A 19,671-nucleotide genomic window follows, 5' to 3' on the forward strand; every position below is an offset into this window, starting at 1 on the left:
TATTGGATATGAGGTAGCAGTTTTTTCTTCCCAGTCCCTAGTCCCTATTCCCCAGTCCCCATTCTCTATACGCGCAACGCAATCATTTTCTGCACAGCTTCGACAATTTGCTCTGGTTGAACAATTGTTAGGCGCTCCAGAGTACCGTTGTATGGTGTAGGAATATCTTGAGATGATAGCCTGAGAACTGGCGCATCTAATTCATCAAAAAAGCGATCGTTAATGGAAGCGATTAGTTCTGCTGCAATACCCCCGGTTCGCATGGCTTCTTCCACAATGATGACTTTGTGGGTTTTGCGGATTGATGCACCAATTGTTTCTAAATCTAATGGCTTGAGGGATATTAAATCAATTACTTCTGGGTCGTAACCTTGTTTTTCTAAAGCTTTTACCGCTTGGGTGACGTGATGACGCATCCGCGAGTAAGTCAAGATTGTCACATCTTTACCAGAACGGACAATTTCTGCCTTATCTAAAGGTAGGTAGTATTCTTTTTCCGGTAAGTCCTCTTTCAAGTTATAAAGCAGGACGTGTTCAAAGAATAGAACGGGGTTATCGTCGCGGATAGCTGATTTTAGCAGTCCTTTAGCGTTGTATGGTGTAGAGCAGGTAACGATTTTTAACCCTGGAACTGCTTGGAAGTATGTTTCCAAGCGTTGGGAGTGTTCTGCACCCAACTGTCTACCTACACCACCAGGGCCACGAATGACCAAGGGAATTTTAAAGTTACCGCCGGAAGTATAGCGTAGCATCCCCGCATTGTTGGAGATTTGGTTAAAGGCTAGGAGCAGAAAGCCCATGTTCATACCTTCAATTATCGGCCGCAATCCGGTCATTGCAGCACCTACCGCCATACCAGTAAAACTGTTTTCGGCGATGGGAGTGTCTAAAATTCTGAGTTCACCATACTTTTTATATAAATCCTTAGTGACTTTGTAGGAGCCACCATAGTGTCCTACGTCTTCACCTAGAACGAAGACACTGGAATCACGAGCCATTTCTTCATCAATGGCTTCCCGCAGAGCGTTGAAGAATAGTGTTTCTGCCATTTAGACTTTTTATTACGACTATTATTTTAGAATCTTATCGTGCCATCGTAGCTAATATGGTGAGCGATCGCACTAGTTGAAAGTTCATTTATAAGTTCCGTGAGTTTATACTTAGGTAGATGGATTTCCGGCTTGAAAAATCTGCTCTACAGTCAAATTCAACTCTGGGAATGTTGCGGACTGGATACGGTCATTTCCCCGAAATTTATGAATCTGATATTCACCATCATGTAAACAGCAAACTAATATAGTAGGTTGTTTCGGCTTGCCAATAAACTCCCTCCCACCTAAAGCAGCGTAATCTACAATCCAATATTCAGGGATTCCCATCTGCTCATAGTCAGCATATTTCTTGTGATAATCATCACGCCAATTACTACTCACTACTTCAATTACCAAGGGAATTGAGGCTGCTTGACTCACCGTTGATTCTTTTTTCCAACGTGGTTCATTGACTAAATTGGGGCGATTTAATATCAGTATGTCTGGAGAATAAGCTGATTCACCCTCCACGGGTTTGACAAACGCTGTCTTGGGTATGAAATAGGGAAAATTTAAGTGACTGTATTCTAATGTGAGCTTTGTAGCTAAAAATCCAACTATCTCTTCATGGTCGCCCGTGGGTGGTGAGATTTCAATAATTACTCCATCATGTAATTCACAGCGTTGTCTTGGGTTGTCTGGATACCAAGCCGCAAACTCATCAAATGTGATTACTTTACGTAAAGTTTGAGTCATGGTGCGATCGTCTAGAAATGAGGGGCTATAGCCATCCTAAATTATTCATGAGAAGATGCCCGACTTGTTGCATAAGTCGGGCATCTGCATTTTTTGCTTTTTGAACTTCTCCTGTGGTTTGCCAATTATGTTTTGAGGTTGCCTAAATCCGCAATAACCACATCAGCACAAGTAAAAAACGATGTCTAACATTTTTCTTAATCAGTTAAGATAATCACCATTAATCTTCTTCTCTTACCTTTTTCCTTAGAATCATGACCCAGGATGAGTTGTTGATACTGATAGAGCAAGCGGCTACTGAGGGTTGGCGAGAGTTGGATTTATCTGGACAAGAGTTGACTGAGTTACCTGGGGAAATTGGTAAGTTGCAGCAGCTTGAGTCTTTGATTTTGGGAAAGCAGGTTGGTGGTTATGAATGGGTAGGAGACCGCTATCTCAAAAAGGTTTCAGGCAACAATTTAAAAACGCTTCCACTCGAATTATTGGGTTTGCCTAATTTGCGTAAGTTGGATATTAGTGGCAATCCTTTAGAGCGTATTCCTGATCTGGTAACGCAAATACTACATTTAGAGGAACTAATCTTAATTCGAGTAGAGATAACCGAGATACCAGAGGCAATAGCGAATTTAACCAATCTGACGCATCTTATCCTCTTTTCCAACCAAATAACCGAGACACCAGAGGCGATCGCTAAATTAACCAATCTGACGCAGCTTGACCTCAGTGACAACCAAATAACCGAGATACCAGAGGCAATAGCGAATTTAACCAATCTGACGCATCTTATCCTCTTTTCCAACCAAATAACCGAGATACCAGAGGCAATAGCGAATTTAACCAATCTGACGCAGCTTGACCTCGGTGACAACCAAATAACCGAGATACCAAAGGCAATAGCGAATTTAACCAATCTGACGCAGCTTGACCTCGGTGACAACCAAATAACCGAGATACCAAAGGCAATAGCGAATTTAACCAATCTGACGCATCTTATCCTCTTTTCCAACCAAATAACCGAGATACCAGAGGCAATAGCGAATTTAACCAATCTGATGCAACTTGACCTCAGTTACAACCAAATAACCGAGATACCAAAGGCAATAGCGAATTTAACCAATTTGACGCAGCTTGTCCTCAGTGACAACAAAATAACCGAGATACCAGAGGCAATAGCGAATTTAACCAATCTGACGCAACTTGACCTCAGTGACAACAAAATAACCGAGATACCAGAGACAATAGCGAATTTAACCAATCTGACGGAGCTTTACTTCAATTACAACAAAATAACCCAGATAGCAGAGGCAATAGCGAAATTAACCAATTTGACTGAGCTTCACCTCAGTTCCAACCAAATAACCCAGATACCAGAGGCAATAGCGAATTTAACCAATCTGACGGAGCTTTACCTCAATTACAACAAAATAACCCAGATAGCAGAGGCAATAGCGAAATTAACCAATTTGACTGAGCTTCACCTCGATGGCAACCAAATAACCCAGATACCAGAGGCGCTTGAAAGTTTGCCGAAATTGGAAAAACTAGATTTACGGGGAAATCCGCTTCCTATTTCACCAGAGATTTTAGGATCTGTCTATGAAGTTGGTTCAGTTGAAGAAATTTTCAATTACTTGCGATTACTGCGTAGTGGTGAAGTACGTCCACTCAACGAAGCCAAGCTCTTGCTCATCGGACAAGGCAGCGTCGGCAAAACATCCCTCATCGAGCGACTAATCCACAATAAATATGATAAAAATCAACCTCAAACCAACGGACTCAATGTAGAAACTTGGAATGTGCAGGTCAATAGCAAAGACATCCGTCTCAATGTTTGGGACTTTGGCGGACAGGAAATTTATCATGCTACCCATCAGTTTTTTCTGACTAAGCGCAGTCTCTATCTCCTAGTCTGTAATTGTCGTACCAGCGAAGAAGAAAACCGCATCGAATATTGGCTGAAACTAATCGAAAGCTTCGGCGGACAGTCCCCGGTGATTATCGTTGGCAATAAAAAAGATGAACAACCCCTCGACATCAACCGCAAAGCATTACGGGAAAAATATCCTAACATCCAAGCAATTATCGAAACTTCCTGCCAAGACAATATCGGCATTGATGAACTTCGTACCTCCATTTTCCAGCAAGTTGCCAACCTCAAAGAAGTCTACGACCTTCTACCCCTTTCATGGTTTGAGGTTAAACAGCAACTCGAATCCATGCCCCAAGACTTCATCACCTACAACCGCTACATCGGCATCTGTCACGAAAACAAGATTCCCGAAGAACAAGACCAAGATCAACTCATCGACTTGCTGCATCGACTCGGCTTAGTTCTCAACTTCCGCGATCATCCCATCCTCAAAGATACCAACGTCCTTAAACCTAATTGGGTGACAGAAGGAATTTACGCACTTCTGAGTGATGAAACCCTCAAAACTAAAAGCAAAGGCATTTTTACCCCCGCCGATCTCACCCGCATCCTCAATCCAGAGCGTTACCCTACCAAGCGTCACGACTATCTGATTGAACTGATGAAAGAATTTGAGCTTGGCTTTGCGCTAGAGTGTTACCCACCACAATTCCTGATTGCGGGACTTCTCCCCAAAGACCAACCAGACGCAACAGGACTAGAAGGTGAAACCCTAGAATTTCAATACCATTACAAAGTTCTGCCCGAAAGCATCATTTCCCGCTTCATCGTCAAAACCCACGAAAGAATTTATAACCAAATCTATTGGCGCAGTGGCGTAATGCTGCAATATCAAGAACACAATGAAATTTACAATATTGCTCGCATCAAAGCTGACCCCGAAGACAAAAAAATCTTCATCGCCATTAGCGGACGTAAAGAAACCCGCCGCTTATTTCTTGCTATTCTCCGCGATGTCTTCCAACAAATCCACAAAAGTCTCCCCAACCTGGAAATCACCGAATGGGTTCCCGTTCCCAAGCATCCCAACCACCCGACCCTCGACTACCAAGAACTTCTGGGACTCGAATCAATGGGTGAAACCACAATCACCATCGGCAAACTCAAGCTTAAACTCGATTTGCGTCAACTTTTAGATGGTTACGAATCACTAGAATCACGCCGAAAATCACAAAAAGACGATCCAGAAAGCGATCTGGTTAGAATCAATATTTACAATAACAACCATCAGGGAGATTTTAAACCCATGACAGAAAATAAAAACAACTTTCAAGGCGCACAAGTAGGTATCGTCAACATTGGCAACGAAGTCAAAGACAAGGCCAGTCAGCAAGTTGGTGACTTAACTCAAACAAGCGGCGCAAACATAAACGAAATTATCCAATTAATCAACAACCTACGCCAAACTGTAGCCCAATTTCCGCCAGCAAGCCGCGACGATATTATTATTGATATTGATGATGTAGAAGTAGAAATTCAAAAGCCGGAAAAAGAACGCAATACACCAAAACTTAAAAAGCGTTTGGTGGCTTTACTAACTGCCGCGAGTGTAGCTGCTGCCCCGATCGCAAGTGTGGCAGACTTTACAAATAATGTTATGGAACTCGGCAGCAAATTAGGCATAGAGCTAATTCACCCTAGTCCTTGAGAATCTAACTGCAAACAGGGGAATCAGTTACCTGAACTATAGAATTTTCAGGGAAACGTCTCGGCCTTCCTGGCTTGCGTTTATGACGCTGATTAATGGATTTTTCGCTGGCAGATGCTAGTTCTTCCGGTGTACATTTGAATATACGTAGAGCATCCACATATTTTTTTGGTGTCATTGTTGGCTCAGTGCGTCCAGCTTCCCAATTGCGGACACTGGTTTCACTGATTGCAAGCCTGAAGGCAACTTCTGCACGGCTGAGACCCGCACGCTCTCTCAGGACTTGCATATCCATATTTCATGCTCCCCTTGAAAAAATAAGTCTTTTTCTAAATTGATTGACATTACATATCAATCATTTCAATCAAAAATTTATTAACTATTTTCTTTTATAAGGCATAAGCGATCGCTTGAGACTCTAACAAACGACGTAGTTTTTCGTGATTTCAATAAACGTTGGAAGGGTGTAGGGTTTTTGAAGACTTACACCCCTACACCCCTATACCCCTATACCCTTCTCCACACAAAAGTTTCAGCTTTAAATCGAGTAATACAAAGGAAAAGATTTCGCATCCTTAGGTTTTACATATACCTTTTGCTTTGGTTCCAACTGTAGCTCATCGTAGCGATCGCGTGTTAAATGAGCGTTGACAACTTGTCCATCGTCTAAGGTTAATTCAACTTTGATTTCCCAGCCCAAGTGGATCAATCGAGTGACTGTAGCAGGTGCGGTTGTGCCGTTAGCAGATTTCTCGATCACTACATCTTGTGGGCGTAAAAATACGTTTGGATGTTCTATCTCTAACTGGCTACTTTGGAAAATTCTGGAGCTACTTGGCAAGACATTTACTGGCCCAATGAAACTCATCACAAAGGACGTAGCTGGATTGTCGTAAATTTCTGCGGGTGTTCCTACCTGTTCTACACGCCCTTGATTCATGACTACGACCTCATCAGAAACTTCCATTGCTTCTTCTTGGTCGTGGGTGACAAAAACTGTGGTAACGTGAACTTCATCATGGAGACGGCGTAACCATGCGCGTAAGTCTTTACGGACTTTGGCATCAAGTGCGCCAAAGGGTTCATCTAAAAGTAATACACTAGGTTCTACTGCTAAGGCTCTAGCTAAGGCTACCCTTTGTCTTTGACCACCGGAAAGCTGAGAAGGATAGCGATCGCCTAGCCCACTCAACTGCACTAGTTCTAATAACTGTTCTACCCGCCCTTTGACTTTATTCGCTGGTGCTTTGCGAATTTCTAACCCAAAAGCGATGTTTTGCCGGACTGTCAGATGCTTAAATAAAGCATAGTGTTGAAATACAAACCCAATGTTACGTTCTTGTACACTTTGGTTTGTAGCGTCTTTTCCCGTCAGAATAATTCTGCCATCGTCTGGCTTTTCGAGACCAGCAATTAAGCGGAGCAACGTAGACTTACCAGATCCCGATGGCCCTAACAGGGCTACCAGTTTCCCGCTTTGGATTTCTAAGTTTACCTGATCAACCGCTCGGAAACTACCGAATTGTTTGGATACGTTTTCAACTACTATGCCCACTGCCGCTACACCTCTGCCAATTTATCTACGGCTAATTGCTAGGTTTACCGTGTTATAGATATATCATACATAAATGCAGTTAAATTCACTGATTAAAAAAAGATTTAATTACCACCACTGCCACAATCCAAGAAATCACACTCAACACCACTGCAATCTGGTAAATGGCAATCATCAGCGCTGCTACAGGCGAGGAAACTACAATCAACAATCTCTGAGCAATTAGAACAATCATCGCCGCTTAAATATCCTGAATCCCAGCAATTTGATGACCTTGCCTGAGGGCGTGTTAACGGCTTATCATCTTCAATTTCTCCATCCGCTTCCTCTGTCGGTGCTGAGTCCTCCATTTGTGACAGCTTTCGTTGCATCTTCGATGCTTGTAAAACTAAATTGGCTTGTTTACAAGCTTGAAACCTGGTGTGGGATTTATCCCAAGCTGCGATTAATCCCTCCTCTGCAATCACGCGCTTGATGTAACCAGAGCAAGATTCACCCCCGTACAACAGTCGATGGGCGCAAGCAAAACCTTTATGGGGGGAAATGTGTTTTTGATATCCAGCGATCGCTACAATACCAATTTTCCTACTAAAGGTATCCAATGGAGAAATTTGCATAGTTAGGGATTAGGAAGATAGAGAGGAGTAGGGGGATAAGTAGTTAATGTACAGACGTTGTATACAACGTCTCTTAAACATTGGCAACCAACAACTGACCATTGACTAACAGTATGTTACCCATTCACTAAGCTCTATCTCTCGTGCCAAATTTGTATCGAAACATTAAGGAATATTGCATTTCTGTCAAAACCTAGAGGTAGAGCGAGAAATCACCCAAAAGACCGTGGTAGGATGCTTTCGGTAAATGTGAAGATTGGGAGAAGACCTTTGACACTACGGGTTGCTGTTGTTGGGTCAGGCCCAGCTGGTTCCTCTGCTGCTGAAACACTAGCCAAAGCTGGGATTGAGACCTACCTGTTTGAGCGCAAATTGGATAACGCCAAACCCTGTGGGGGGGCGATTCCCTTATGTATGGTAAGTGAGTTTGACTTACCACCAGAAATTATTGATCGTCAAGTGCGGAAGATGAAAATGATTTCACCTTCCAATCGTGAAGTTGATATCAATCTGATAAAAGAAGACGAATATATAGGAATGTGCCGCCGTGAAGTCCTAGATGGCTTCTTACGCAATCGCGCGGCAAAATTAGGGGCAAATTTAATTAATGCCACCGTTCATAAAGTTGATATACCTGGAAATAACAGCGACCCATACACCATTCATTATGTTGACCATAATGAAGGCGGCGCACAAGGTGTCACAAAAACTTTAAAAGTAGATTTGATTATTGGTGCAGATGGGGCTAATTCCCGCATTGCCAAAGAAATGGATGCTGGGGATTATAATTATGCGATCGCCTTCCAAGAGCGTATCCGCTTACCCGAAGATAAAATGGCATATTACAACGACCTTGCCGAAATGTATGTAGGCAATGACGTTTCCACAGACTTTTATGCCTGGGTATTCCCCAAATATGACCACGTAGCCGTCGGTACTGGCACAATGCAGGTACACAAAGCCAGCATCAAGCAGCTACAGGCTGGTATCCGCGCCCGCGCTAGCGAAAAATTAGCAGGCGGTAAAATCATCAAAGTAGAAGCCCACCCAATCCCCGAACATCCCCGTCCTCGGCGTGTTGTTGGTCGCATAGCCTTAGTTGGAGACGCTGCTGGCTATGTTACCAAGTCCTCTGGTGAAGGGATTTACTTCGCTGCTAAATCTGGGCGGATGTGTGCAGAAACCATTGTAGAAGTTTCTCAAAATGGTAGTCGCATTCCCACAGAAAACGAACTCAAGATTTATCTCAAACGCTGGGATAAAAAATACGGACTCACGTACAAAGTACTGGACATCTTGCAAACAGTATTTTACCGCTCCGATGCCACCCGTGAGGCATTTGTAGAGATGTGTGCTGACTTAGATGTACAAAAGCTGACTTTTGACAGCTATCTGTATAAAACAGTCGTCCCCGCGAACCCCATCACCCAGTTAAAAATTACTGCCAAGACAATTGGTAGTCTCATCCGTGGTAACGCTTTAGCACCCTAAATTTCAGATGATCATAAAAACTCCACCCATAATAGGGATGGAGTTTGTCAGTGGTCAGTAGTCAGTGGTCAGTGGCAAAGCGAACCGTGCGGTCTTGAGTTCTACTCAAGAGGAGCAACTTTTCAAGAAGACACATAAAAACCACCCATTCTTAGGATGGAGTATTAAACCACCTCCAAAACAACTGACAACTCACAACATTACAAATTAATTGTCAAATGGCACTCCCTGAATACCAATAGGGAGTGCCATTTTGATTACCTAGTCAAGTTTTGTGTTGATTCGTAGCGATGTGAGTGTCATTCTGTAGGATACGTAGCTTGGGGGATTTGGACGCGTATACGCGGCTTCTCGAAGAGCATATATCCCGTGATACTACCCTACCTTGCGAACTGCATTTCCCTCAGTGTGACACAGATGTTACGGATTAATGAAATCAAAGACTCAGCGCAATGACTTGAACAAGATTTCACTCAACAACAGATGTGGTAGCGCCCTCGCCGGATTGTGGGACGCTGGGTAGTTCCAGGCAATATCCCGCACCATATACTGTTTTGATATAGCGGGGGTGGCGGGGGTCTGGTTCTAGCTTAGTTCTCAAGTGCCGGATATGCACTCGAATCGTTTCAATGTCATCATCTGGATCGTAACCCCAAACTTCTCTGAGAATTTCGCTTGGGGAAACTGTCTGTCCGTGACGTTGAAGCAAACAGTGGAGGAGTTCAAATTCCAAGTGAGTCAGCTTCACAGTTTGACCGAACCATATAGCCTCAAATCTTTCGGGAACTAAGGTCAAAGGCCCATAGTTCAGAATTTCGCTATGTTTGGCTGCTTGAGGAATGCGATCAGTACGGCGTAATAATGCCCGCACCCGTGCCAGCATCTCCTCCACTTCAAATGGTTTGGTCAGATAATCATCTGCTCCGGCGTTAAAGCCTTCTACCTTGTCTTGAGTTTGGCTGAGAGCAGTCAACATCAAAACAGGAATTTCCGCCGTGCGTTCGTCTCGGCGTAAGCGCTGGCAAACCGTAAAACCATCAACTCTGGGCAACATCAGATCAAGCATAATCAAGTCTGGTTGTAGCTGGAGAGCTAGTGCTTGACCTTTTATGCCATCTTCAGCTTGGCTTACATCGTAGCCAGCCATCTCTAGGTTGACAGCAACAAGTTCTGAAATCGCTGGGTCATCGTCTATTACAAGAATCCTTGGCATTCTTAAAAAATTATTACTACTTATTAAGGATAAATAAGAACCTTTGGTAGATACAAAGATTTCTGTCTTGATTATAAAAAAGATTTTAAATCTAACATAAACCTTAAAACTACTAGGATTAAGAAAACAAAACTAAAATTACATTAAATTCGCAGTATGATATGTTTCCCTCCCTACAATCCGCCTGTATTTCTGAGAAATGGTGTTGTTACAACTGTTTACACTACTTTGTGGGGAAAACGTTATTGGCAAAATACAACTCCCCATTTAGAACCTCAGTATCATAAAACAGTATTAATGGGTGGGCAAAATGTACCTATTTTTTGTTTGATTGCCATACCTGAAAATGCCCACAGTACGATTGTAGGGACTTATGGCATTACAGGCGATCTAGAAAATGAATGGTTTTTGAGATTGCTGGGACGTAAAGCATATGCTCAAGGATTTGCTGTAGTTTTATTTGATTGGCGCGCCCACGGCAAAACAGCCGAATTATCACCAACACTAACTTCTGATGGTTTATTTGAAGGTGAAGATTTTGTCAGAATTGCGGCTGGTGCGGCTGCTATGGGATGTCCCAGTAAATTTTGGTTTACAGGGTTTTCCTTAGGAGGACAACTGGCGTTGTGGGGACTGAAAGCTGCGGCAGACTTAACTAATGGCACTGAGTATTTTGGGCTAAAATATAGTGACATTGGAGGTGGTGCAGTAATTTGCCCAAATTTAGATGCAACGCGATCGCTCAGTTACTTAGTTCGCCATCCTGTAGGTAAGTATTTAGAACAGAGTATCGCCAAAAACCTCAAGAAATTAGCATGGCGAATACATGATCACCATCCAGGCACCCTAGACTCAGAAGCCATTGAACGAGCTAACACCATTTGGGATTTTGACAATGAACTGGTAATTAAGCGCCTTGGTTTCCCATCCGTAGAAACTTATTATGCGGCAAGCAGTCCTTTACAACTGTTACCAGAGATATCAAAACCTAGTCTCATTGTTTACGCTGCGGATGACCCGCTATTTCATCCAGAACTTGTTCCCGAATTACAAGCCACTTGTGACAGCAATCCCAAGATAGATTTACTGATGACTCGTTATGGTGGTCACATGGGCTATCTAAGTAGCAAAAAAGGTCAGATACAAGCCCAAGATGCTGATCCTTGGTGGGCGTGGAATCGCGTTTTGCAGTGGTTGGAATACATCAGAAAATTTTGATTGCAGCAGTTCACTTTTGCATCTTTACCTCACTTCCTTGCAAACGGCTGTACATATTTCATTTTATTCACAAAGCCTATAAAAGCAGGCTTTGTGAATAATTCAGTTGACATTAACTACACACTAGAGAAAACCTTGATAACCATCTCTTGTTTTCTCAATTGGCGAATTAATTATGGATAGAATAGAGATTACTTAAAGTTATAATCAGGCTGGCTTCAACTATTCAGGTTTACTGTCTAGACTGATGCTGGCTTTTTTTTGAGGACTCTAGCCAAGGAACCAACTGCTAACAAACCGAAAATGACCCCAGGTTCGGGGATAACACTTGCTGTCAATTGACCACCATTATCTAATCGACAGTTGGGAAATGTGCCGCAGACTTCTGGAGAGAGATCATCTTTCAAAAATATAGTGGTAGGTAATCCCAGCGCAGACAGATCAGCTCCTTGATAAGTATAGAAAGACAATCCTGCTAAGGTTGTGTTGAAGTCAATACCCAAATCAAAGCCGTTGGGTGTGTTAAAGCTATCAGTTTGTAGGATAGTCCCTGTAACTGTATCAAAGTTGAAATTAAAAGTACTGCTAGGATTCGGGAAACTGTACTTGAAACTTTGCAACAAAGTTCCTTGGGGGTCAAAGAAAGAAATATCGAAACGGCTTAGTTGATCGCGGGTAATAACGCTTCCTTGGAAAATATTGTCGTAGTCGAAACGTCCTTGAGCTGAATAACCTTGACTTCCTATCCAATCAAGTCTGTAGGAAGCAGCATCAGCACTGGAGATATTGGCTAAAGTAGCCATTGAAGTAACAGCAGCAACAGCTAAAGTAGCTTGGATTTGGTTACGTATGCTTTTCATTTTTTAAGATTAGAAATGAGTTCTGATGTTGTTGCAACGATCGCTAACTCGCAATTATCCGTTACAAAAGCTGAGATAATTTTAGCGATATTCAAGCCATATCAAATGCTTTTATGTCGCTTAATAAGCACATAAAAAGCTTTAATTCGCCTATACTAATAGGCTTTGTTGATAATAGCTAGATTCACTAGCCCCTGGGAATTAATAACAAAATTGGTGTTGTTAGACATTCATAATGTCTAAAACCACTAGGGGGAATTTTATCATTAGATTGAATTTAGTTTTAATAGTTTAGGTTTTATTTTCTCAATAAAATACAAAAAATATATATTCGTCAAAAAATCATTGAATTTTCTTTTGATTAAATTAATCTTTAACTGGTCTTAACCTAATATTGCATCTTACTTACGTATCACTTAATTGTTCTGATTGTTGGTTTAATGGGTGAGTTTACTCTTATCTTAACTGCACCATTTCACTAATGGTGATTCAGCAAAATAATAAACGTATATGTTTCTTTGCAAGCTCATTCATGTAGTATAAATCCGTCATTTTTTGCTTAAGATATATTATTTATCTCAATTTTGTAGAAAAAATAAACTGTGTAAATTCTATTAACTAGTTTTGTTTTAAATAAATCATTACCAGAACTTAATCAAGCACAAGTAATTTTTACTAGGCATTTTGATTAACCAAAAATTTTCTCATGGCATTCTCCAGACGTAAATTTTTCACAATAGCAGGTGCAACTGCTGCCGGAACATTAGCTGCTTCTCCTTTAGAAGGGCTTCTGGCTAGAGCCGCTTTCGGTCAGACAACGCCTACAACCACAGGATATGGTCCACTTTTCCCCGGTGCCGACGGGCTTTTAGCAGTACCAAACGGATTTCAGTATCGGGTTATATCTCGTGCAGGCGATCGCATGATCGATGGTAATACGGTACCTGGCGCTCATGATGGTATGGCAGCTTTCCCAGGGCCCAGAGGCACAACAATATTGGTTTGTAACCACGAATTGAGCAACAATTCTGGAACACAAGTAATCGTACCCCAAGGCTACGGCTACGATTCTGCTAGTAGAGGTGGTACTACCAACTTGGTTATCGGTGCTAATCGCCAGCTAATTAAACAGTTTGCTACTCTTGGTGGAACTATTCGTAACTGTGCAGGTGGTCCAACTCCTTGGGGTTCATGGATTACTTGTGAAGAAAATGTCAGCACACCCACTAGCACTGATGGGTCTACAAAGTTCCACGGTTATAACTTTGAAGTTCCAGCTAGTGCAACTGGTCCTGTACAGGCAGTTCCTCTCAAGGCAATGGGACGGTTTAATCATGAAGCTATAGCTGTAGACCCCGCAACCGGAATTGTTTACCAGACAGAAGATAGCGGCGATAGTCTATTCTACCGTTTCATCCCTAATGTACCCGGCCAATTAGCACTAGGTGGTAAACTCCAAGCACTGAGAATAGGCGGCACTCCTGGCAGTAGTAATAGTGTTAACACTGCAACTGGTTTCAATACAGGACAAACATGGACTAACATAGATTGGGTAGATATTCCTGAACCAGACCCAACTACAGATAATGTCCGTGTACAAGGACGTAATTTAGGAGCGGCTAGATTTGCCCGTGGGGAAGGTATTTGGTACGGTAATGGTGAATTGTACTTCTGTTCTACCAGTGGTGGGCCTGGAAGTCGTGGCCAAGTTTTCCGTTATGTTCCTGCTACTAATACACTTCAACTGTTTGTACAGTCTCCAAGTGCATCTGATCTTCGTGCGCCTGACAACATTTGTGTTGCACCTTTTGGCGATCTGATTATATGTGAGGATGGGGCGGCTCCCAATTTCTTGAGAGGTGTAACTCCTGAAGGAAAACTATATAATTTGGTACGTAACAACTTTCAGGGTGGTAGTAGTGAGTTTGCTGGAGCTTGCTTCTCTCCTGATGGTCAGACTCTGTTTGTCAATATGCAGGGCCCTGGTATTACCTTCGCAATTTGGGGTCCTTGGAATTCACGAGTTTAGTAAACATAGCAACAATTTACTGATCTGATATCTCCAGTTGAGAAAAGCGATCGCTGGCAATAAAAAATGAGGCGATCGCCTTCATCATGACTTCTTGACTGGTGGTAACATATCTAAAATCGCTATCTGCAAATCAGGAAACTCTAAGGGTACGATCGTTGCATCTTCTGCCAAAACTACTTTGCTTTCGTAGCCTTGTGGAGTCGGTTGCCGAAAAACGTGCAATTGGCGATTAATTACATCTAACACCCAATAATCAGTAATTCCTGCTTGGGAATAAGCCTGAGATTTAGTTACACAATCTAGTTTCAGACTGCTATCGGCTACTTCAATAATCAGGTAAACTTCAGATGGTGTAGGATGGTGGTCTGCGTAGTCTAAAGGATCTATTTTGACAACAGCAATATCGGGTTCTGGTTCAGAGCGATCGTTTAACTTTACAGGATCTTGAACACATATTAGCGCTAAATCCTTTAAACTATTTTGCAGTAATCTATCTGTCCGAGTTACTGCCGACCGATGAGCTGTTCCTTTAGCAATCATCCAAATAATCTTTCCTTCTAGAAGTTCCACCCGTTCATCTGCACCAAAAATACCAGCTTCAGCCATCCGGTGGTATTCTTCAACTGTCCACAGACGAAGTTGTAATGTCGTTTCTGTGTTTTGCATGGCTAGTTGCCTATAAATAATAAATATTTAGCTTGATATAAAAAATAAACTTAAAGCTGATTGTTTAAGCTGGATTTACTGATTCCAATATTTGCGATACTTTGAGATTTAGTTGATTAAATTGTGGAGATACAACTAAATCATCACCAGAAAAGTTACCTATCTCCGTGTATGTCTTACCAGTAAGTTCTAAGACTAATAAAGTTTTAGTTTCAGGGTCAATAATCCAATATTCAGGAATACCACAATCTTGATACTGCGATCGCTTGGCAATAAAATCTCTATCTCGTTGCAATTCTCCAGGGCTAACCACTTCAATTACTAATAGTGGAGGTAGCATTGATAGACGAATAGTATTGCGCTTGGCTAACTGCTGAATATGCTCTTCTCGAATAATGGTTAGGTCAGGATAACGGTTTCTGGGTTCTCCTCTCACCTCCAGTTCTAAACCATGTCCGCGAACTCGATCAATTCCTACAAGCAATGCAAAAATGAGGAAAAGGCGATTTGCAATTTGAACATTAGTTCCCGATTCTGGAGGCATTTCGATTAATTCTCCATTGAACAACTCATAGAGTTTATCCGTGCCATCATCATAAGATAGGTACTCGTCAAAGCTTTGAAAGCGATGTTTTACTTGTAGCATCAGGGTTTCTCCATGATGAGTCTCAATGCAAGTTTAACTTAATTCGTAATTTGTCATTATGGCTTATTGCTAAACTCTTTATTTGCTAACCTTTAGCTTTCTAAAATTTGAATTTCATCTAGCCGATTAATCACTACATCCGCACCTTGGACATTATCTGGTTTATTCACCCAAGTAATACCAATACAACCTGCGGCTTGAGCGTTACGAGCCATTTGCATATCACCTACAGCATCACCTACCATTAATGTGGCTTCTGGTTCTACTCCTAAAGCTTGGCAAGCTTGTAAAAATAATATGGGGTCTGGCTTACTGGGGCCGTTATCTACACCTACTTGGGCTTGGATATAACTACTTAAGTTATGTTGTGCGACAAAGTTTTTTACTTCTGATGTTGTTGCTGCTGAAACAATGCCAAGTTTTAGTCCGGCTTGTGAGAGAGATTGCAATACTTCTAATGCACCAGTGAAAAGAGGTGCAGGAGTTACACCAATATATTTTTCGGCATCATCTAAGGCTTGACGCGCTATTTTTAATGACTCAAACCATCCTTTCCCAGTTTCGGCAATATAGGCGGCTGTGGCTATTTCTGTTTCGCGGCGACTGGCTACCGACATTAAACCGGCTGGGTCGAGTGTATCGCCGTTAATACCAAAGGCCATTAATAAAGGTTCCCCAATTCCTGGTACTTGGGCATCTATAATTCTCGCTGCTTTTTGTCCAAGCGATCGCAAATAGACTTCTGAATTTTCTAGCGTACCGTTTTTATCAAATAAAATCGCTTGAATATTAGTAAATGCGATATCTCTACATTTAATAGTAGTCACAAAATTAAGCCCCATAAAAAGTCAAAATAAAAAAGAGGGAAAATCCCTCTTTTAAAAATTTCTTGATGTTGTTAATGAAACTACAACTGTATTAGTCTTCAATAGCTGCTGGGATTTCCTCAACTGCTGAAATTTCTTCTTCAGCTACAGCATCTTCAGTTGCAGAGGGAATTTCTTCCTCAATCAAATCTTCTGCGCCTTCTGCGGGTAAGGCGATACCTTGTTGTTTAGCCAGCAGTTGTTCTCTATACTTAGCTGCCATTTCTTCGGCTTTATCGTAAACCAAATCACGGTTTTTAATCATGTCACCGGGTTCTGGTTCCAGCTGTTTAGTAGAGAGAGATATTCTACCTCTTTCTGCATCCAAGTCAATGATCATCACTTTCACTTCATCATTGACGTTAAATACACTGTGAGGTGTATCGATATGCTCGTGAGAAATTTCCGAGATGTGCAGCAAGCCGCTAACACCACCGATGTCGATGAATGCACCGTAGGGTTTGATACCACGTACTGTACCGATGACGACTTCGCCCACTTCTAGGCGGTTCATCTTGCGTTCAACTAACGCACGACGGTGAGAGAGAACTAAGCGGTTACGTTCTTCGTCTACTTCTAGGAATTTTAAAGGCAGTTCTTCGCCTACTAATTCTTCTTTGGGTTTGCGGGTGCTGATGTGAGAACCAGGAATAAAGCCCCGTAGTCCTTCAATTCTGACCAACGCCCCCCCACGATTGGTGGCAAATACACCAGAGCGCACTGTAGCATCTTCTGCTTGTAACTGGCGTACTCGCTCCCAAGCACGCATATACTCAATTCTGCGGATGGAAAGGGTTAACTGTCCATCTTCGTTTTCATCGGTGAGGATGAAAAATTCTCTTGTTTCGTTTGATTGTAAAACTTCTTCCGGGGCATCGACCCGGTTTATAGACATTTCTTGTATAGGTATATAAGCTGCTGTTTTAGCACCTATGTCAATCAGAGCGCCGCGCGGTTCTATACTAAAAACTGTACCTGGTACGACATCTCCTGGGCTAAAGTGATAGTCGTATTTGTCAAGTAGGGCAGCGAAATCTTCGTGAGTGAATCCAATTTCTGTAGCGGTTAAATTCTGATTGACCATGCTGTTGTGTTCCTGGTTCTAGTCTCCGTAATGGTTATGCCATAATAGCCATGTGTATGCAACTGCCTGAGTTGGTAGTGTACACTATATCTCTGTCTAATCCTAGCGCAGAAAAGCTAGTGTTCACACATAATTAACTTCCAGAAAGAAGATTATATCACAAATAAATATAGAATAGTTGTTAAGTAATTAGCCATGTAAATGAATTTTTCTCAGTTTTCTATGGCTTAGAGATAGGGATGTATTCATCGAAAATATCCGTTGCTTTTCTTGAGAAAAACAACGGATATTTTCTTCATTTGACTGAGAAAGTGGGCATTAGCTGCCTTATTTCTCTTCTTTTTTTTCAATGCGGGGTGGTTCGCGGAATGCGATCGCAAAAAAGAGAACGCCTATTGCTAGGGTCAAAATTAGAATGTAAGCAACGCTTTCCATATTAAAAACTCCTGCTGAGGTATTGGGTATTGGGTACTGGGTACTAGGTACTCGGTATATTTCCCAGTCCCCAGTCCCCAGTCCCTAAAATTAAGCTTCCTTCCGGACGCGGGTTGATTTGTCACCCACTTTCTGGAATAGACCCCACTCTACTTGTTCTTCTAGATCGGCTTCCACACCGGCGAATACGTCTCGGTATATTGTCCGAGCGCCGTGCCAGAGGTGGCCAAAGAAGAATAACAAAGCAAATACAGCGTGACCAAAGGTAAACCAACCTCTGGGGGATGTACGGAATACACCGTCAGAGTTTAAGGTTTCGCGGTCGAATTCAAATATTTCTCCACCTTGAGCTTTACGGGCGTATTTCTTCACATCGGCGGGATCAGTAAAGGTTTTACCGTCCAAATCGCCACCGTAGAAGCTAACTGTTACGCCTGATTGTTCAAAGCTATACTTGGATTCTGCTCGACGGAAGGGGATGTCAGCGCGGACAACACCATCAGCATCTGTCAAGATTACTGGGAAGGTTTCAAAGAAGTTGGGCAGACGACGTACTGTCAATTCCCGGCCTTCAGCATCTTTGAATACTCCGTGACCTTGCCAAGATTGGGCAATACCATCACCCTTAACCATTGGCCCTGTACGGAACAAACCACCTTTAGCGGGGCTGTTACCGACGTAATCATAGAAAGCTAGTTTTTCGGGAATCTGTGACCAAGCTTCGGAAAGACTTGCACCTTGAGCTACGCTTGATTGTACACGGCGCTCAATTTCTTGATGGAAGTAGCCTTGATCCCATTGATAGCGTGTGGGTCCAAACAGTTCGATGGGTGTAGTAGCGTTGCCGTACCACATGGTTCCTGCAACTACGAAAGCTGCGAAGAATACTGCGGCGATACTGCTGGAAAGTACGGTTTCAATGTTACCCATCCGTAAAGCTTTGTAAAGCCTTTCGGGGGGTCTGACAGTGAGGTGGAATAAACCAGCAATGATACCGACAATCCCAGCCGCAATGTGGTGAGCTACTACGCCACCAGGGTTAAATGGGTTAAACCCATCTGGACCCCATTCGGGCGCTACTGGCTGGACGCTACCTGTGACTCCATAGGGGTCAGAAATCCACATTCCAGGGCCGAATAAGCCTGTGAGGTGGAAAGCACCAAAGCCGAAACAGAGTAAACCGGATAAGAACAGGTGAATGCCAAACATTTTTGGCAAATCTAGCGCAGGTTCACCGGTACGAGGATCTCTAAAGAGTTCCAAATCCCAGTAAACCCAGTGCCAAACGGCAGCTAGGAATAATAAACCAGAAAGCACGATGTGGGCTGCGGCAACCCCTTCAAATGACCAGAAGCCAGGGTCAGTTGCTGTACCACCAGTAACGCTCCAACCGCCCCAAGATTGGGTAACTCCTAACCGTGCCATGAAGGGTAGCACGAACATCCCTTGCCGCCACATCGGGTTGAGAACCGGATCGCTGGGGTCATAAATAGCTAGTTCGTATAGTGCCATCGAACCAGCCCAACCTGCCACCAGGGCTGTGTGCATCAAGTGTACAGAAATCAGTCGCCCTGGGTCATTCAGAACTACTGTATGTACTCGGTACCAGGGTAGTCCCATCGA

General features: G+C 42.7%; 17 protein-coding genes. 4 read left to right on the forward strand and 13 right to left on the reverse strand.

Annotated elements, in window-relative coordinates; translation table 11 throughout:
- Positions 1–65: 65 nt before the first annotated feature.
- Entirely contained in the window at positions 66–1,049 is a 984-nt protein-coding gene (locus tag GSQ19_RS12730) for an alpha-ketoacid dehydrogenase subunit beta (protein WP_011318312.1), read from the reverse strand.
- A gap of 111 nt (positions 1,050–1,160) precedes the next feature.
- Entirely contained in the window at positions 1,161–1,787 is a 627-nt protein-coding gene (locus tag GSQ19_RS12735; RefSeq protein WP_011318313.1) for a Uma2 family endonuclease, read from the reverse strand.
- 254 nt (positions 1,788–2,041) lie between these two features.
- Between GSQ19_RS12735 and GSQ19_RS12740 the strand changes: the two genes are divergently transcribed.
- Complete coding sequence (locus GSQ19_RS12740) at positions 2,042–5,365, forward strand: leucine-rich repeat domain-containing protein (protein WP_011318314.1); 3,324 nt, start codon at positions 2,042–2,044, stop codon at positions 5,363–5,365.
- Positions 5,366–5,369: 4 nt separating this feature from the next.
- On the opposite strand, the gene GSQ19_RS12745 is transcribed toward GSQ19_RS12740, so the two are convergent.
- From GSQ19_RS12745 to yidD, 3 genes are all read right to left on the reverse strand, one after another.
- Complete coding sequence (locus tag GSQ19_RS12745; RefSeq protein ID WP_011318315.1) at positions 5,370–5,660, reverse strand: helix-turn-helix domain-containing protein; 291 nt, start codon at positions 5,658–5,660, stop codon at positions 5,370–5,372.
- Between the two features lie 243 nt (positions 5,661–5,903).
- Complete coding sequence (locus tag GSQ19_RS12750; RefSeq protein WP_010994303.1) at positions 5,904–6,920, reverse strand: sulfate/molybdate ABC transporter ATP-binding protein; 1,017 nt, start codon at positions 6,918–6,920, stop codon at positions 5,904–5,906.
- 104 nt (positions 6,921–7,024) lie between these two features.
- Positions 7,025–7,537, reverse strand: a complete 513-nt coding sequence (gene yidD / locus GSQ19_RS12755; protein WP_011318316.1) for a membrane protein insertion efficiency factor YidD — start codon at positions 7,535–7,537, stop codon at positions 7,025–7,027.
- 234 nt (positions 7,538–7,771) lie between these two features.
- On the opposite strand from yidD, the gene chlP reads away from it, so the two are divergent.
- Positions 7,772–9,028 (forward strand): geranylgeranyl reductase, encoded by a 1,257-nt coding sequence (chlP, locus tag GSQ19_RS12760; RefSeq protein WP_011318317.1) that lies wholly within the window; start codon positions 7,772–7,774, stop codon positions 9,026–9,028.
- A 469-nt stretch (positions 9,029–9,497) separates the two neighbouring features.
- Here the strand turns inward: chlP and GSQ19_RS12765 are convergent, their stop codons facing one another.
- A complete protein-coding gene (locus tag GSQ19_RS12765; RefSeq protein ID WP_010994306.1) occupies positions 9,498–10,241 on the reverse strand; it encodes a response regulator transcription factor in 744 nt (247 codons plus the stop codon).
- Positions 10,242–10,397: 156 nt separating this feature from the next.
- Between GSQ19_RS12765 and GSQ19_RS12770 the strand changes: the two genes are divergently transcribed.
- Positions 10,398–11,459 (forward strand): YheT family hydrolase, encoded by a 1,062-nt coding sequence (locus GSQ19_RS12770; RefSeq protein WP_011318318.1) that lies wholly within the window; start codon positions 10,398–10,400, stop codon positions 11,457–11,459.
- Between the two features lie 239 nt (positions 11,460–11,698).
- Here GSQ19_RS12770 and GSQ19_RS12775 read toward each other — a convergent pair whose 3' ends face one another.
- A complete protein-coding gene (locus tag GSQ19_RS12775) occupies positions 11,699–12,319 on the reverse strand; it encodes a PEP-CTERM sorting domain-containing protein (protein ID WP_011318319.1) in 621 nt (206 codons plus the stop codon).
- Positions 12,320–13,025: 706 nt separating this feature from the next.
- Between GSQ19_RS12775 and GSQ19_RS12780 the strand changes: the two genes are divergently transcribed.
- Positions 13,026–14,348 (forward strand): alkaline phosphatase PhoX, encoded by a 1,323-nt coding sequence (locus tag GSQ19_RS12780; RefSeq protein ID WP_011318320.1) that lies wholly within the window; start codon positions 13,026–13,028, stop codon positions 14,346–14,348.
- Positions 14,349–14,432: 84 nt separating this feature from the next.
- On the opposite strand, the gene GSQ19_RS12785 is transcribed toward GSQ19_RS12780, so the two are convergent.
- From GSQ19_RS12785 to psbB, 6 genes are all read right to left on the reverse strand, one after another.
- On the reverse strand, positions 14,433–15,017 hold the full coding sequence (locus tag GSQ19_RS12785) for a Uma2 family endonuclease (RefSeq protein ID WP_011318321.1): 585 nt from the start codon (positions 15,015–15,017) through the stop codon (positions 14,433–14,435).
- 64 nt (positions 15,018–15,081) lie between these two features.
- Positions 15,082–15,663: a Uma2 family endonuclease gene (locus tag GSQ19_RS12790; RefSeq protein ID WP_011318322.1), complete on the reverse strand. Its 582-nt coding sequence runs from the start codon at positions 15,661–15,663 to the stop codon at positions 15,082–15,084.
- Between the two features lie 92 nt (positions 15,664–15,755).
- Positions 15,756–16,490: an HAD family hydrolase gene (locus GSQ19_RS12795; protein ID WP_041456675.1), complete on the reverse strand. Its 735-nt coding sequence runs from the start codon at positions 16,488–16,490 to the stop codon at positions 15,756–15,758.
- Between the two features lie 91 nt (positions 16,491–16,581).
- Positions 16,582–17,613: a 30S ribosomal protein S1 gene (locus GSQ19_RS12800; protein ID WP_011318324.1), complete on the reverse strand. Its 1,032-nt coding sequence runs from the start codon at positions 17,611–17,613 to the stop codon at positions 16,582–16,584.
- 327 nt (positions 17,614–17,940) lie between these two features.
- Complete coding sequence (locus GSQ19_RS12805) at positions 17,941–18,048, reverse strand: photosystem II reaction center protein T (RefSeq protein ID WP_010994314.1); 108 nt, start codon at positions 18,046–18,048, stop codon at positions 17,941–17,943.
- Between the two features lie 90 nt (positions 18,049–18,138).
- Positions 18,139–19,668 carry a photosystem II chlorophyll-binding protein CP47 gene (gene psbB / locus GSQ19_RS12810; RefSeq protein ID WP_010994315.1) on the reverse strand — a complete coding sequence of 510 codons (1,530 nt, stop codon included), beginning with the start codon at positions 19,666–19,668 and terminating at the stop codon, positions 18,139–18,141.
- Positions 19,669–19,671 lie beyond the last annotated feature (3 nt).

This window comes from Trichormus variabilis 0441 (genome assembly GCF_009856605.1).
In the GTDB taxonomy this organism is placed as follows: Bacteria; Cyanobacteriota; Cyanobacteriia; order Cyanobacteriales; family Nostocaceae; genus Trichormus; species Trichormus variabilis.

Bases quoted from the DNA above. Each gene is read 5' to 3' on its own strand.
- GSQ19_RS12765 (WP_010994306.1), bottom strand. From the start codon at position 10,241: ATGCCAAGGATTCTTGTAATAGACGATGACCCAGCGATTTCAGAACTT.
- yidD (WP_011318316.1), bottom strand. From the start codon at position 7,537: ATGCAAATTTCTCCATTGGATACCTTTAGTAGGAAAATTGGTATTGTA.
- GSQ19_RS12785 (WP_011318321.1), bottom strand. From the start codon at position 15,017: ATGCAAAACACAGAAACGACATTACAACTTCGTCTGTGGACAGTTGAA.
- psbB (WP_010994315.1), bottom strand. From the start codon at position 19,668: ATGGGACTACCCTGGTACCGAGTACATACAGTAGTTCTGAATGACCCA.
- GSQ19_RS12805 (WP_010994314.1), bottom strand. From the start codon at position 18,048: ATGGAAAGCGTTGCTTACATTCTAATTTTGACCCTAGCAATAGGCGTT.
- GSQ19_RS12800 (WP_011318324.1), bottom strand. From the start codon at position 17,613: ATGGTCAATCAGAATTTAACCGCTACAGAAATTGGATTCACTCACGAA.
- GSQ19_RS12780 (WP_011318320.1), top strand. From the start codon at position 13,026: ATGGCATTCTCCAGACGTAAATTTTTCACAATAGCAGGTGCAACTGCT.
- GSQ19_RS12775 (WP_011318319.1), bottom strand. From the start codon at position 12,319: ATGAAAAGCATACGTAACCAAATCCAAGCTACTTTAGCTGTTGCTGCT.
- GSQ19_RS12730 (WP_011318312.1), bottom strand. From the start codon at position 1,049: ATGGCAGAAACACTATTCTTCAACGCTCTGCGGGAAGCCATTGATGAA.
- GSQ19_RS12735 (WP_011318313.1), bottom strand. From the start codon at position 1,787: ATGACTCAAACTTTACGTAAAGTAATCACATTTGATGAGTTTGCGGCT.
- GSQ19_RS12740 (WP_011318314.1), top strand. From the start codon at position 2,042: ATGACCCAGGATGAGTTGTTGATACTGATAGAGCAAGCGGCTACTGAG.
- GSQ19_RS12745 (WP_011318315.1), bottom strand. From the start codon at position 5,660: ATGGATATGCAAGTCCTGAGAGAGCGTGCGGGTCTCAGCCGTGCAGAA.
- GSQ19_RS12790 (WP_011318322.1), bottom strand. From the start codon at position 15,663: ATGCTACAAGTAAAACATCGCTTTCAAAGCTTTGACGAGTACCTATCT.
- GSQ19_RS12770 (WP_011318318.1), top strand. From the start codon at position 10,398: ATGATATGTTTCCCTCCCTACAATCCGCCTGTATTTCTGAGAAATGGT.
- chlP (WP_011318317.1), top strand. From the start codon at position 7,772: ATGCTTTCGGTAAATGTGAAGATTGGGAGAAGACCTTTGACACTACGG.